The 13,659-nt window shown below is 70.7% G+C and carries 14 protein-coding genes; 8 read left to right on the top strand and 6 right to left on the bottom strand.

What is annotated here, in order from left to right; genetic code table 11:
* Nucleotides 1–39: 39 nt before the first annotated feature.
* From F1721_RS00595 to F1721_RS00570, 6 genes are all read right to left on the bottom strand, one after another.
* Nucleotides 40–558, bottom strand: coding sequence for a hypothetical protein (locus F1721_RS00595; protein ID WP_150064512.1), 519 nt, complete (start codon nt 556–558; stop codon nt 40–42).
* A 103-nt stretch (nt 559–661) separates the two neighbouring features.
* Complete coding sequence (locus F1721_RS00590) at nt 662–1,957, bottom strand: CitMHS family transporter (RefSeq protein WP_150064511.1); 1,296 nt, start codon at nt 1,955–1,957, stop codon at nt 662–664.
* Nucleotides 1,958–2,072: 115 nt separating this feature from the next.
* A complete protein-coding gene (gene otnC, locus F1721_RS00585; RefSeq protein WP_150064510.1) occupies nt 2,073–2,681 on the bottom strand; it encodes a 3-oxo-tetronate 4-phosphate decarboxylase in 609 nt (202 codons plus the stop codon).
* Complete coding sequence (otnK, locus tag F1721_RS00580; RefSeq protein ID WP_211840267.1) at nt 2,678–3,886, bottom strand: 3-oxo-tetronate kinase; 1,209 nt, start codon at nt 3,884–3,886, stop codon at nt 2,678–2,680. Before otnK ends, otnC begins: the two co-directional genes overlap by 4 nt.
* Entirely contained in the window at nt 3,883–4,533 is a 651-nt protein-coding gene (locus F1721_RS00575; RefSeq protein ID WP_150064509.1) for an Asp/Glu racemase, read from the bottom strand. Before F1721_RS00575 ends, otnK begins: the two co-directional genes overlap by 4 nt.
* Nucleotides 4,530–5,615 carry an isocitrate/isopropylmalate dehydrogenase family protein gene (locus F1721_RS00570; protein WP_150064508.1) on the bottom strand — a complete coding sequence of 362 codons (1,086 nt, stop codon included), beginning with the start codon at nt 5,613–5,615 and terminating at the stop codon, nt 4,530–4,532. Before F1721_RS00570 ends, F1721_RS00575 begins: the two co-directional genes overlap by 4 nt.
* 286 nt (nt 5,616–5,901) lie before the next feature.
* Here F1721_RS00570 and F1721_RS00565 point away from each other — a divergent pair, with 286 nt between their 5' ends.
* From F1721_RS00565 to F1721_RS00530, 8 genes are all read left to right on the top strand, one after another.
* Complete coding sequence (locus F1721_RS00565; protein WP_150064507.1) at nt 5,902–6,570, top strand: GntR family transcriptional regulator; 669 nt, start codon at nt 5,902–5,904, stop codon at nt 6,568–6,570.
* Nucleotides 6,567–7,739: an MFS transporter gene (locus tag F1721_RS00560; protein WP_246153963.1), complete on the top strand. Its 1,173-nt coding sequence runs from the start codon at nt 6,567–6,569 to the stop codon at nt 7,737–7,739. Before F1721_RS00565 ends, F1721_RS00560 begins: the two co-directional genes overlap by 4 nt.
* Nucleotides 7,740–7,887: 148 nt before the next feature.
* The gene (locus F1721_RS00555) at nt 7,888–8,964 is read left to right on the top strand and encodes an isocitrate/isopropylmalate dehydrogenase family protein (RefSeq protein WP_150064506.1); all 1,077 of its coding nucleotides are present in this window, start codon (nt 7,888–7,890) and stop codon (nt 8,962–8,964) included.
* Nucleotides 8,961–10,328 carry an NAD-dependent succinate-semialdehyde dehydrogenase gene (locus F1721_RS00550; protein WP_150064505.1) on the top strand — a complete coding sequence of 456 codons (1,368 nt, stop codon included), beginning with the start codon at nt 8,961–8,963 and terminating at the stop codon, nt 10,326–10,328. Before F1721_RS00555 ends, F1721_RS00550 begins: the two co-directional genes overlap by 4 nt.
* Nucleotides 10,325–10,768, top strand: a complete 444-nt coding sequence (locus F1721_RS00545) for a cupin domain-containing protein (protein WP_150064504.1) — start codon at nt 10,325–10,327, stop codon at nt 10,766–10,768. The genes F1721_RS00550 and F1721_RS00545 overlap by 4 nt, the downstream gene beginning before the upstream one ends.
* 152 nt (nt 10,769–10,920) lie before the next feature.
* A complete protein-coding gene (locus tag F1721_RS00540; protein ID WP_150064503.1) occupies nt 10,921–12,216 on the top strand; it encodes a CitMHS family transporter in 1,296 nt (431 codons plus the stop codon).
* Between the two features lie 13 nt (nt 12,217–12,229).
* Nucleotides 12,230–12,526: an antibiotic biosynthesis monooxygenase family protein gene (locus F1721_RS00535; protein ID WP_150064502.1), complete on the top strand. Its 297-nt coding sequence runs from the start codon at nt 12,230–12,232 to the stop codon at nt 12,524–12,526.
* Nucleotides 12,527–12,593: 67 nt separating this feature from the next.
* Entirely contained in the window at nt 12,594–13,481 is an 888-nt protein-coding gene (locus F1721_RS00530) for a GntR family transcriptional regulator (RefSeq protein WP_211840266.1), read from the top strand.
* Nucleotides 13,482–13,659 lie beyond the last annotated feature (178 nt).

Raw genomic sequence — 13,659 nt, 5'->3', positions numbered from 1 at the left:
GAAAACCGCGGTTGGAGCGAGTCGAGACGCAGCCGCGGGCTAGCGGAGCAGGTCCGGCCGGACTCCGGCGATCTCCTGAACCAACTGCCGGACCGTGGCGACGTTCGGCAGTCGCAGTCGCACTTCCGGATCACGAGTGGGCAGGACCTGCAGCAGCGCCCGGTGGCGGGTGGCGAAGCGGCGGTCCACGGGCGTGAACACGAGGGCTGGCAGCACCGCCTTCGAGTTCGGGTCGCCCTTGACCGGCGGGCGCGGTTCCTGGCCGCGCACCGCGCGCAACTCCTCCCACGCGATCAGGTCGGACTTGCGACCGGCGCGCCACCACAGCCCACGCTCGTCGACGGCGAAGCGATGCGTGCGGGGAACGGATCCGACCATCAGCAGCAGGCCGCCCAGCGCGAGCGCGCCGCAGAGGAACGAGCCGTAGGCCGGGGAAAAATCCGACCCCGGAGTACGCGACGGAGTCCCGATGTCCGGGAAGACGGCCGCCAACCCGAAGAAGACGAACATGGCCAGCCCGCCGATGAACATCGCCCGGCTGGAACGGTACTCGACCACTGGCGCCCCCGGGCTGGGTGACCACGTTTGTTCCGCCACGGCAGGCAGCGTAGCCCAGGTCTCTTCCGCAGCAGAGCGTCTTCGCCCGCGGATCGGCGTTTCTTCAGCTGATGCTGATAGCGCCCGTTGCGAGCGCGAAGGCGATGTAGGCCACCGAACCGGCCAGGACCCACAGCAGGGCGAAGCGCTGGAACTCGCCGAGGTCTCGCTTGACGAGCCCCAGCAGCACCCACAGCGGCGCGGAGGCCGGGCCGATGGAGTGCATCATCTGGCCGATCGCACCGGCGCGGGCGATCTCGGTGGCGTTGATGCCGTAGTGGGAGGCCGATTCGGCGAGCACCGGCAGGACGCCGAAGAAGTAGGCGTCGTTGGACATGAAGAAGCTCAGCGGCAGCCCGATCACAGCGGTGAACAGCGGGATCAGGTTGCCGAGCGAGTCGGGGACCACCGCCAGCATGGCCGTGGCCATGGCGTTGGTCATGCCGGTGTCGGTCATGATGCCGGTGAAGATGCCTGCCGCCAGCACCAGGATGACGACCGGCACTGCGTTCGCGGCGTGCTTGCGGACGACCTCGCCCTGCTCGGTCAGCTTCGGGTGGTTGACCAGCAGCGCGATCACGAAGGCGACCATGAACAGGTTGACCAGCTCGGCCACGCCCAGCACCAGCAGCACCAGCAGCAGCACCGTCAGGCCCGCGTTGAACCACAGGCGCCAGCCGCGGCGCGCCGAGCCGTCGCGTTCCTGCCCGGCGATCTCCGCTGCGAACTCGGCGATGGTCGCCGGGTCGATCTGCTTGCGCTCCCGGCGGCCCAGCAGGTAGGCAACCGCGATGATGAAGCCCGAGGTCAGCACCATCGGCGGGATCATGTGCACGAAGTAGTCGGTCGCGTCCAGGTGCAGCACGCTGATGCCGCGGGTCGCCGCACCGCCCCACGGCGTGGTGCCCGAGATCGTGCCCAGCGCCATGGTGGCGATGGTGGCGATGACCAGCGGGTTGATGCCGAGCCTGCGGTAGATCGGCAGGAACGCCGAGCAGATGATCATGTAGCTGGTGGTGCCGTCCCCGTCGAGCGCGACCAGCAGGGCCAGCACGGCCGTGCCGACGCAGATCCGCACCGGGTCCCCTTTGGACAGCCGGATGATCCCCTTGGAGATCGGGTCGAAGAGACCGGCGTCCATCATGACGCCGAAGTACAGCACCGCGAACAGCAGCAGCACCGCGGTCGGCGCGACGGTCTCCAGCCCCGAGGTCATCATCGAGTCCAGGTCCGCGCCGAATCCCGCCACCACCGCGAAGGCGATCGGGGTAATCATGATCGCCACGAACGCCGTCAGGTACTTGCGCAGGACCAGCGCCATGAAGACGCCCAACGTCGAAAATCCCAGAACTGCGAGCATCTTTGCTCCTCCGGTTCGGACTCGCCGCGATGGGCGCGAACGGGCGCCGCGGCGAAACGTCAAGGGAGTCGAAGAGTTCAGGTGCGCGACGGCACCCCGAGCGGAGCCGCGGACGTCAGCGCCGAAGTGCGGCCACTTGACCGGGTGTCAGCGGAGTGGTCGCGGTGTTGCGCAGCAGCAGGAAGATCCGGGCGGTTTCCTCGATCTCCTCCACCGCGTCCGCCGCGGCGGCGAGGTCTCCGCCCGCCGCGATCGGACCGTGGTTGGCCAGCAGCAGCGCGTGGTGCTCGCGGGCCATCTCCTCGGCGAGCGCGCCCAGCGACGCGTCGCCCGGTGCGTGGTACGGGACCAGCGGCAACGCCCCGACGCGCATCGCGTAGTAGGCGGTCAGCGGCGGCAGGACGTCGCCGGGGTCCAGACCGGCCATGCACGACACCGCGACCGAATGGGTGCTGTGGGTGTGCACCACGGCCGAGGCGCCCGGCCGCGCCCGGTACATCGCCAGGTGCAGGAACGCCTCCTTGGTGGGGGCCGGACCGCTGAGGTGCTCGCCGTCGGCGCTGAGGACCGACAGCTCGTCGAGCGCGCCCAGGGACACCCCGGTCGGGGTGAGCAGGACCCGGTCCCCGTCGCGGACGCTGATGTTCCCGGTGCGCCCGGAGGTGATCCGGCGCGCGAACAGCGACGCCCCCAGCTCGACGACCTGGTCCGCGAGTGCGGTCATCGCAGCCCTCCTCCGGCAGCGCGGCTGAGCAGATCGCGGGTGCCGAAGTTGCCGGACTTGAGCAACAGCGCGATGCGGGGTCCGGTCGTGCTCAAGCACCACGGCACTCCGCGATCGGCTTCGGCCGCGACCTCCACCGATTCGACTCCGAGCGCCCTGACCACCGCTCCCGACGTCTCACCACCTGCGACGACCAGGCGCCGGTAGCCGAGCTCCACGGCGCGTTCGCCGAGCGCCGCCAGGGTCCGCTCGAAGGCCTCGGCCTCCCCGGGGCCGCCCCGCTCCTCCGGTGGAGCGGAGGCGTAGAGCATCACCGTCTGCCCCGCGTGGTCCCGCAACCAGGCCATCGCCTCAGCCTCGGCACCGATGCGCAGGCGGAACGAGGGCATGTCCTCCCGAGCCCGGGCGACCTGGCCGAGCGTGGTCGTCGAGCAGCTCCCGGCGAGCACGATCCCCGGCCCACCCGGCAGGTCCGCTTCCGCCGCGTCGGGGCGCGCGCCGGGGTCGCCGAGCGCTCCGGCCAGGCCGGAACCACCGGTGAGCAGCCTGCGGTCGGCGCAGGCGCGGCCGATGGTCGCCAGGTCCTGGTCCAGCACGGCGTCGGTGACCACGTGGCGGAACCCCGCTGCGTGCAGCTGGTCCAGCTCCAGCCGGACGGCCTCGACACCCCGGCGCACCACTGGCAGGGGCAGGGCCGCGACGGGGTGCTCGGTCTGCCTGCCCAGCACTCGCACCAGGTCCGGGTCGGTCATCGGCGTCAGCGGGTGGTGGCGCATCGAGGACTCCGACAGCAGCCGGTCGCCCACGAACAGGTGGCCCTGGTAGACGGTCCTGCCGTGCTCGGGCGAGGCCGGGCAGACGATGGTCAGGCCCTCCCCCGCGGCCTCGGCCAGCGCGTCCGCGACAGCACCGATGTTGCCCTCGTCGGTGGAGTCGAAGGTCGAGCAGTACTTGAAGTACAGCCTCGTCGCACCCCGCTCGACGAGCAGCCGCTGCGCCCGCAGCGACTGCTCCACCGCCTGAACCGGCGGGATCGTGCGGGTTTTCAACGCGATCACCACGGCATCGCAGTCGGGCACCGCCGCTCCGGCTCCGGGGAGTCCGAAGTGGAGCACCACGCGCATGCCGCTGCGGCGGAGCGCCGCGGCGACGTCGGTGGCGCCGGTGTAGTCGTCGGCGATGACGCCGAGTCGCTCGCGGCTCACGGCGCCTCCAGGAGGTTCCGCCGCAGTTCACCCGCCGCCAGCTGCGGCGGGCTCAGCACCGGGGTGGACAGCGCTGCCTCCAGGCGCATCCACTGCGGGGTCAGCGAGTACTGGGCGAGCACGAACACGCCGACCTCGTGACCGCGCGCGGCGTTCTCCAAGGCAGCTGACAGGCGCTCGGCGTCCCCGCTCGACGCAGCTTCGGCGGCCCCGGCCGCGGTGATCGGGACGATCTCCGCGCCAGGGACGACCTCGGCCACCCGGCGCGCGGAATCGGCCACCGCCGAGTCCAGCGAACCGATGACCCCCACCCGCGCGGGCCGGGACCAGCCGAGCTCGCGCAGCATCGTCTCGTCGGAGCCGTGCACCGGGACGTCCCAGAGCTGACCGGCCAGCGCGGCCACCGGCCCGTACATCGAGCAGGTCAGCTGCACCGCGTCGGCCCCGTTGTCGACGGCGTGACCGATGAGGGTGAGCATGCGCTTGCGGAGCGGCGGAGTCAGGCCTCCCGCCGCATCGGCGTCGGCGGCCAGCCGGTCGTCGAGCAGGTGCCACAGCTCGGCCTCCGGGAAGGCCTCGGCGAAGGCGGTCCGGGCCGGGCCGATGGCCGCGGGCGTGGCGTGGACCAGGGCGACCAGCGGGCTCATGCCGAGGCCCGGACGGTCTCGGCCACCGCGGCGGCGAAGGCGGCCGTGCCCGCCGAGCCGCCGAGGTCGGCGGTGGCGGTCCCGGTCCGCACGGTCGCGTTGACCGCGTCCTCGACGATCCGGCCCGCGCGGCGCAGCGAGTCGTCCTGGTGGCGGTCGGCGAGCCAGTCCAGCAGCATCGCGCTGGAGAGGATCATCGCCACCGGGTTGGCGATGTCCTGACCGGCGATGTCGGGCGCGGAGCCGTGGGCGGCCTGGGCCATGGCGACCTCGTCGGAGGCGTTGACCGACGGCGCGATGCCCAGCGACCCGGCGATCTCGCCGGTGAGGTCCGACAGGATGTCGCCGAACATGTTCTCGGTGACCAGCACGTCGAAGTCGGCGGCCCGGCGCAGCAGGTGCACCGTCATGGCGTCGATGTGGAAGTCGTCCACGGCGACCTCGGGGTACTGCTCGGCGATCTCGCGGCACACGTCGCGGAACAGCCCGGTGGTCAGGCGCAGCACGTTGGCCTTGTGCACGATGGTCAGCTTCTTGCGGCGGCCCCGCGCCAGCCGGAAGGCCGTGCGGGCGATGCGCTCGACGGCAGCGCGGGTGATGATGCCGTGCGCGATGGCCACGTCCGGGGTCGGCATGAACTCGCCGGTCCCGGCGTGGGTGTTGCGGTCGGCGTAGAAGCCCTCGGTGTTCTCCCGCACGATGACCAGGTCGGTGCCGGGCACGATCGCCCTGGTCCCCTCGAAGGACTTCGCGGGCCGGATGTTGGCGTAGAGACCGAAGTGCTTGCGCAGCGTGCCGCTCGGGTTGAGCGCCGAGCGGTGCGGCTCCGGGTAGGCCGCGCTGTCGTGCGGACCCAGCAGCCAGCCGTCCAGTTCGGACAGCGTTTCGAGGGTGTGCTGCGGGACCGCCGCGCCGAACTCGTCGATCGCGGAACGGCCCAGCGGCAGCCGGGTCCACTCCACCCGCACGCCAGCGGTCTCGAACGCGGCGTCGAGGACCTGTACCGCGGCGGGCACGATCTCGGGGCCGATCCCGTCGCCTTCCAGAACGCCCAGGCGGTAACGACTCGTCGTGGTCTGCATTCTCTGCGATGTCCTTCCCGAGAGCTTCGATCGCGCGAGCTTCCAGCGCGCATCGCTCTGCCGAATCCGAGGCGGGCGCCGACCGGCGCAGCCACGCTGCTGCCGGGGCGCGCCCTCATCCTGGAGGTTATAATCTCGCCTCGTCAACCCTCGATCAAGATCGCCTCCAAGCCACCTCGACCCGCGAAAGTTGCCGCATTAACGCTTATGAAGTGCCCATATCCACTGGTCAGCACGAAGCAGAACGGGAGTGTTGTAGGCTATAAACGAGCCAGGAGGTTGGGCGATGACAGAACCCGAAACGCCACTGATGACCAAGAGCGACGTGGCCTACGACAAGGTGCGGGAGAAGATCCTCTCCGGCGAGTTCGCTCCCGGGTCGGTGATCAACCAGGCCACGCTCGCGCGCAGCATCGGCATCAGCACCACCCCGCTCCGGGAAGCCCTGCGGCGGTTGAAGGCCGAGGGGCTGGTCGAGCTCGGCGCGCACCGCGACGCCAAGGTCACCGAGCTCAAAGCCGAGGAGAACCGGGACCTGCTGGAGTTGCGCAGATCCCTCGACCCGCTGGCCGCGTCGCTGGCCGCGCAACGACGCACCAAGGACGACATCGCCGAGATCCGGGCGTCCCTGGAGGGCCTGCGGGCGATGCCGGGAAATCCCGACTACCAGCACCTGCTGCACCACCGGCGCTACCACCGCGCGATCTACCGGGCATCGCACAACGATCTGCTCATCAACACCCTGGAAGGCCTGTGGGACAAGGCCGACCGCTACCGCAGGTTCGCCCTGGAGGTCGACCGCGGTCCGGAGGCCAGGGCCAAGAAGGACGAGGAGCACCGGATGCTGGCCGAGACCATCATCGCCGGTGATTCCGACCGCGCGGCCGCGGTGATGACCGAGCACATCGACACCAGCCTCGCCGCCCAAGCGACGCGGCGCCTGCTGCAGCAGTGACCACCGCGAGCTGGCGGGTCCGGGTGCTGCTCGCCCACGCCGCGCTGACCCAGCTCATCACCTTCGTCCTGCGCCCCGCCACCACCTACCGAGCGCTGGAACTGGGGGTTCCGGCGTCCTGGCTCGGCGTGCTCTCCGGCAGCTTCGCGCTGGTCCCGCTGGTGCTCGCACTTCCCGCGGGCCACCTCGTCGACCGGCTCGGCGAACGGCGGGTGATGCTCGTCGGCAGCCTGCTGATGTGCGCAGCGGGCACCCTGCTGCTGACGCTCGGCGACACGGTGACCGGCCTGGTGGCGGGTAGCGTCGTGCTCGGCACTGCGCACCTGGGCGCGATCGTCGGCCAGCAGGCGCTGGTGGCCAACAGCACGGCATCCGGCCGGATGGACGCCGCGTTCGGGTACTACACCTTCGCCGCCTCGCTCGGCCAAGCCGCCGGACCGCTCCTGATCGTGGCCTTCGGCGGGACGCGGGCGATTCCGGACACCACGCCGATCTTCCAGGGGAGCATCGCGATCGCGGTCGTCCTGTTCGCCCTGACCTTCGCCGTCGACAGCACCAGGACCGAGCACGGCCCGACCACTGCCGAGAACATCGGCGTGCGGCAGCTGCTGCGACTGCCGGGGCTGGCCGGAGCGCTGCTGACCGCGTGCACCGTGCTCGCCGCGGTCGACATCTCGCTGGTCTACCTGCCCGCGCTCGGCGCCGAACGCGGCATCGCCTCCTCCCTGATCGGCACGCTGCTGGTGCTGCGCGCGGCCTCGTCGATGGCCTCGCGGTTCTTCCTCGGGCGGCTCTCCGAGGCGATCGGGCGTCGACGCCTGCTGATCCTGAGCATCTTCGGCGCCGCCGTCGGCATCACCGTCGCCGCCGCCCCGGTACCGGTCTGGCTGCTGCTCGTCGCGGTGGCGGTCGCAGGTTTCGGACTCGGTGTCGGGCAACCGCTGACGATGTCCTGGCTCGCCGAATCCGCCCCGCCGGGCGCGCGCGGCCGCGCGATGTCGCTGCGCCTCACCGGGAACCGAGCCGGGCAGGTCATCATCCCCGGCGCCATCGGTCTGGTCGCCGCGGGCCTGGGATCGGCCGGAGTCCTCTGGGTCACCGCGGGCGGCCTCGCCCTCACCGGCGTCCTCGCCCGCAACCTCCCGGTCAACCGCCCCTCGACGAGCTGACCGCCCCGAACGCCGGTGTCGACCGGAGCTTTCCCGGAGCGGGGAACGCGGCCGAAGATGTTGGTATTTCTTGGTTGAAAAAAACCAAGATGGGTTCTAGGGTTCTCCTCGCGGCCGACTTGGCCCGCCTGGAAAGGAACCCGACACCGTGCACCTGCTCGTCCTGCCGGGGGACGGCATCGGTCCCGAGATCACCGACGCCACCCTCCGGGTCCTCACCGCCACCGATCGCCTGCTGGGCCTAGGCCTGGAGATCGAAATCCACGACATCGGCCTGAAAACGCTCGCCGAAGAAGGCACCACGCTGCCGGGGCGCGTCATGGAGCGCATCCCGCAGGTCGACGGCGTCCTGCTCGGCCCGGTGCAGCACTACGACTACCCGTCCCGCGCCGACGGCGGCATCAACCCCTCCGCCGAGCTGCGGACCGCCTTCGAGCTGTTCGCCAACGTGCGACCGTGCCGCTCGCGCCCGGACCTGTCGGTCCTGCGGCACCCGATGGACCTGGTGATCGTTCGCGAGAACACCGAAGGCTTCTACTCGGACCGCAACATGGTTGCCGGGACCGGCGAGTTCATGCCCGACGAAGATCTGGCCCTGTCGGTGCGCAAGGTCTCGGCCAAGGCCTCCGCGCGCGTCGCGCGCACGGCGTTCGAGCTGGCCCGCACCCGCCGCAAGAAGGTGACCGCGGTGCACAAGGCCAACGTCGTCAAGCTCTCCGACGGCCTGTTCCTGCGCGAGGTCCGCAAGGTCGCCGCCGACTACCCCGACGTCGAGCTGGAGGAGCTCATCGTCGACGCCACCGCCGCCCTGCTGGTGCGCCGCCCGCACACCTTCGACGTGCTGGTGACCACGAACATGTTCGGCGACATCCTCTCCGACGAGGCATCCGAGCTGTCCGGCAGCCTCGGCCTCGGCGGCTCCATCAACGCCGGTCACGACATCTGCGTGGGCCAGGCCCAGCACGGGTCCGCGCCGGACATCGCCGGTCGGGGCGTCGCCAACCCGACCTCGCTGATCCTGTCCGCGGCGATGCTGCTCGACTGGCTCGGCACCAAGCACACCGCGCCGACGATGACCGCAGCCGCGGCGCTCGTCGAATCCGCTGTGGAGTCCGCGCTGTCCGATCCGGCCACCCGGACCCGCGACATCGGCGGCTCCCTGGGCACCGAAGCGTTCACCGACGCCGTCCTGGCCGCGTTGGACGAGAAGGGCGGCGAGCGGTGATCGTCTCCACCAACCCGGCCACCGAGGCAGAACTCGCCCGGTTCGAACCGAACTCACCAGCCGAGGTCGACATCGCTCTCGACGGAGCCGTGGCCGCGCAGCGCCAGTGGCGCAGGCTCCCGATCTCCGAACGGGTCGCGCTGCTGCGCTCCATCGCCGCGGTCCTGCGCTCGGGCAGGCAGGAGTACGCCCGGTTGATCACCGCGGAGATGGGCAAACCCATCACCGAGGCCGAAGCCGAGATCGACAAGTGCGCCCTGACCTGCGAGCACTACGCCGAGCACGCCGCCGACTACCTCGCAGGCCGACCGGTGAAGTCCAACGCCGCCGAGTCCGCAGTGGTCTACGACCCGCTCGGCGTGGTGCTGGCGATCATGCCGTGGAACTACCCGTTCTGGCAGTACTTCCGCTTCGCCGCCCCGGCGCTCGCGGCCGGTAACGGCGCGATCCTCAAGCACGCCAACAACGTTCCGCAGTGCGCGCTGGCCGTCGAGGAGGTCGTCCGCGAAGCCGGTGCTCCGGAGGGCCTGTGCCGCAGCCTGCTGCTGCCGGTGCCCGCGGTCGCCGACCTCATCGCCGACGACCGCATCTCGGCGGTCACCCTCACCGGTTCCACCGAAGTCGGTTCGATCGTGGCCGCCCAGGCCGGGGCGCAGCTGAAGAAGCAGGTGCTCGAACTCGGCGGGTCGGACCCCTTCATCGTGCTGGCCGATGCCGACATCGCCGCAGCGGCCGAGACCGCCGTGCAGGCCAGGTTCACCAACGTCGGGCAGAGCTGCGTCAACGCCAAGCGGTTCCTGGTGGAGCAGGCCGTGGCCGACGACTTCGTCGCCGCCTTCACCGAGGCCGCCCGGGCGCTGCCGGTCGGCGATCCCCTTGATCCCACCACCAGGATCGGCCCGATGGCGAGGGCGAACCTGCGCGAGGCGCTGCACGACCAGGTGCAGCGCACGGTGGAGGCGGGGGCGGCGGTGCTCACCGGCGGAAAGCCGTTGGAGGGCCCCGGGTTCTTCTACCCGCCCACCGTGCTCGACCACGTCACCCCCGGCATGGCCGCCTTCACCGAGGAGACCTTCGGGCCGGTCGCGGCCATCACCCGCGTCGCCGACGCCGAGGAGGCGCTCGCGCTGGCCAACCGGACGGAGTTCGGTCTGGGCGCCGCGCTGTGGACCAGCGACCTCGATCGCGCCAGGGACTTCGCGCGCCGCATCGACGCGGGCGCGGTGTTCATCAACGGCCTCGTGGCCTCCGATCCGCGGCTTCCCTTCGGCGGCATCAAGAAGTCCGGCTACGGCCGCGAACTCGGCGCGGAGGGCATCCGCGAATTCGTCAACGTCAAGACGCTCTGGATCGGTTCGCGATGAACGCACAGTCCCACGACCCCTGCGACGCGGAGTTCCCCGCCTCGGTGCTGCGCCCGGCCGAACTCGACGCCTTCTCCCGCGGCGGCGGCGCGAGCACGATCCCGCTGGTCACACGCGCGCGCGGCGCACGGGTGTTCCTCAACGGGCAGACGCTCTTCGAAGGCGGTGTCGGCATCCCGCTGCACACCCACAACTGCCCGGAGAGCGTCGTGATCCTCGAAGGCAACGCCATCGTCGAGATCGACGGCCAGGAGCACGAACTCACCACCTTCGACACCACCTACGTCGCGGCCGGAGTCCCCCACCGCTTCCGCAACGCCTCCGCCACCGCACCGATGCGCATCCTCTGGACCTACGCCTCCGTCGACGCCACCCGCACCATCGTCGAAACCGGCATCACCACCCGAGTCGACGCCGAACACGCCGCCACCGCCGACTAGGCCCGCGGCAGCCCTGGGCGCCCCAGGAGCAGGGCGCAGGCCGCGGTTCTCGCCCTGCCGAACACGGCAGTTCTCACCCCACCGGGGCGGCCTCGGCCGCCCCGGTCGATGCCTCCTGCCCGGAAGTCCCAAGCTCACCTGGAGCAGCAACGATGCTCGCCACCCTAGGCTTCTTGACGCTCGGCACCTTCATGGTGCTGGTCATGCGCAAGTACGCGACAGCGTTCGCCGCCATCATCGCCGCGCCCGTGCTCTTCGCGATCATCGCCGGTCGCGGCGCGAGTCTCGGCGACATGGCCGTGGAAGGGATCGAAACCGTCGCTCCGACGGCGGTCCTGCTGCTGTTCGCCGTCCTGTACTTCGGCGTCATGATGGACGCCGGTCTCTTCGACCCGATCTCCAAGGGGATCATCCGGCTGTCCAAAGGGGACCCGGTGCGGATCTGCGTCGGCACGGCCGTGCTGGCCCTGCTGGTCGCGCTCGACGGGGACGGCACCACCAGCTACATGATCATCTGCTCGGCGTTCCTGCCGATCTACCGCAGGCTCGGCATCAACCCGCTGGTCATCGCCACCATCGCCACCATGGCGCTGGGCACGATCTCGGGCACCACGCCGTGGGGCGGTGCGGCCACCAGGGCGATCTCGGTGCTGCACCTCGACGCCGCGACCTACTTCAACCCGCTCATCCCGAGCCTGCTGCTGACCTCGGCGCTGATCATCGTCGTCGCCTTCTTCCTCGGTCGCGGGCAGCGCAAGCGCATCGACGACGCCGTCCTGGCCGAGGTCGCCCGAGAGCTGCGCGAGCAGCGCTCCGAGGACGACCAGGCCCGCGGCTGGCGCCTGTGGTTCAACGCGGGACTGACGCTGGTGCTGCTGGTCCTGCTCGTGGCGGGGGTGGCCGAACCGGCCGTGCTGTTCATGGCCGGTCTGGTGATCGCGCTGCTGGTCAACCACCCCGAGCTCACCGAGCAGGGCGAGGTCGTCCGCAAGCACGCCGCCAACGCGGTACCGGTGGTCGTGCTGGTGCTCGGAGCCGGGATCTTCACCGGAATCCTGTCCGAGACCGGCATGGTCGACGCGATGGCCAACACCCTGCTCTCCGTCGTCCCGCACTCCCTCGGCGGTCTGATCCCGCTGTTCACCGCGCTGATCGGGCTGCCGCTGAGCTTCTTCATGTCCAACGACGCCTACTTCTTCGGCATCCTGCCCGTGCTCGCGGAGTCGGCGGGCCACCACGGCATCGAGGCCTACGAGATCGCCCGCGCGGGAGTGATCGGCCAGATGCTGCACTCCATCGGCCCGGCTTCGGCACCGCTGTGGGTGCTGCTCGGGCTGATCGACAAGGACCTCGGCGAGTTCCAGCGCTTCGCGCTGCTGCGAGTCGTGGTCGTCTCGCTCGGCATGGTCGCCTTCACCGTGCTCACCGGCGCCATCACCCTGAACTGAGAGGACGAACGACGTGATCATCGAAATCGCGCACATCCGGATCAACACCGGTTCCGGGGCGGCGTTCGAGGCCGCCGTCGCCGAGGCCGTCCCGGTGTTCCTCGCCGCCGGGGGATGCCACGGCGTCCGGCTCGTGCGCAGCGTGGAGGACCCGCTGCTGTACCGGCTGCTGGTGGAGTGGGAGACCGTCGAGCACCACACGGTGACCTTCCGCGCCTCGGCGGGCTTCGCCCGCTGGCGGGAGCTGGCGAGCCCGCACTTCGCCGAACCACCGGCAGTCGAGCACCTCGTCGACGCCCTGCCGCGGTGACGAGGACCGCGTCCTAGCCTTGTCCCGGACCGCACCCCGCGGCGACCGGAAGGATGGGACGCAGACCGTGGCACCGACCCCGCTGACACGCCAGACCGCCGCCCGCATCGTGGACTACATCCGCGAGCGGCAGGTGCCCACCGGCACCAAGCTGGTGGAGCGGACGCTGGCCGAGCACCTGCGGGTGTCGCGCTCCCCCGTCCGCAGCGCGCTGCGGCTGCTGGCCGACGACGGTGTCGTCGGCGTCGCCGACCGGGGCGGGTACGTAGTCCTGCGCACCGCCGGGGAACTCCCCGCCGCGGAGACCGACGTCGACGACACCGAGCAGCTGTACCTGCGCATCGCCGCCGACCGGCTCGACGGCAAGCTCCCCGACCGCGTCACGGAGAACGGGCTCGCCCGCGACTACGACCTCACCCCCGCCCAGCTCTCTCGGATCCTGCACCGGATCAGCGGTGAGGGCTGGATCGAGCGGCGTCCCGGTTACGGCTGGGAGTTCCAGCCCATGCTCACCACCCTGCGCGCTTACCAGGACAGCTACCGGTTCCGGCTGGTCATCGAGCCCGCCGCCATCCTCGAACCGACCTTCGAGCTCGACCGCGAGGCGATCGAGGAGGTGCGCGCCCAGCAGCAGCGGCTGGTCGGCGGAGACATCTGGACGGTCGGCAACGCCGAGCTGTTCGACCTCAACAGCGGCTTCCACGAGGCGATCGCGGAGTGCAGCCGCAACACGTTCTTCATCGACACCCTCAAGCGCATCGACCGGTTGCGCCGCCTCATCGAGTACCGCCGCTCGCTGGCGCGTGACCGGGCGATCATCCGGTGCCGCGAGCACGTCGAGATCGCCGACCTGCTCCTGGCCGACCGGCGCGACGAGGCGTCGGAGGCCATGCGCCGCCACCTCACCACGGTGAGCGCTGAGAAGGCGAACCCGACCGGCGGAACCAGGCAGTAGCTGCTTCCTCCCGGCGCACGACGTGGGGCAGGGTTCCGCCGTGTTCGAGGTCCAGCCGGAGTTCGAGTTCGATGCGGTCGGTGCTGCGTTCAGGTCGAGGTGCACCGCGTTCGTGCCGACGCGGAGTCCGTCCAGCCCCGGCCAGGTCCAGTTCCTCGCGCCCGGTGAGGTCGATGTC

Source organism: Saccharopolyspora hirsuta, from assembly GCF_008630535.1.
In the GTDB taxonomy this organism is placed as follows: Bacteria; Actinomycetota; Actinomycetes; order Mycobacteriales; family Pseudonocardiaceae; genus Saccharopolyspora; species Saccharopolyspora hirsuta.
Note: the sequence above shows the minus strand (reverse complement) of the source record. Positions and strands in the feature narration are given on the sequence as shown.

Coding starts and splice junctions, on each gene's coding strand:
- F1721_RS00590 (WP_150064511.1), bottom strand. CDS start 1,957: ATGCTCGCAGTTCTGGGATTTTCGACGTTGGGCGTCTTCATGGCGCTG.
- otnC (WP_150064510.1), bottom strand. CDS start 2,681: ATGACCGCACTCGCGGACCAGGTCGTCGAGCTGGGGGCGTCGCTGTTC.
- F1721_RS00575 (WP_150064509.1), bottom strand. CDS start 4,533: ATGAGCCCGCTGGTCGCCCTGGTCCACGCCACGCCCGCGGCCATCGGC.
- F1721_RS00570 (WP_150064508.1), bottom strand. CDS start 5,615: ATGCAGACCACGACGAGTCGTTACCGCCTGGGCGTTCTGGAAGGCGAC.
- F1721_RS00565 (WP_150064507.1), top strand. CDS start 5,902: ATGACAGAACCCGAAACGCCACTGATGACCAAGAGCGACGTGGCCTAC.
- F1721_RS00545 (WP_150064504.1), top strand. CDS start 10,325: ATGAACGCACAGTCCCACGACCCCTGCGACGCGGAGTTCCCCGCCTCG.
- F1721_RS00540 (WP_150064503.1), top strand. CDS start 10,921: ATGCTCGCCACCCTAGGCTTCTTGACGCTCGGCACCTTCATGGTGCTG.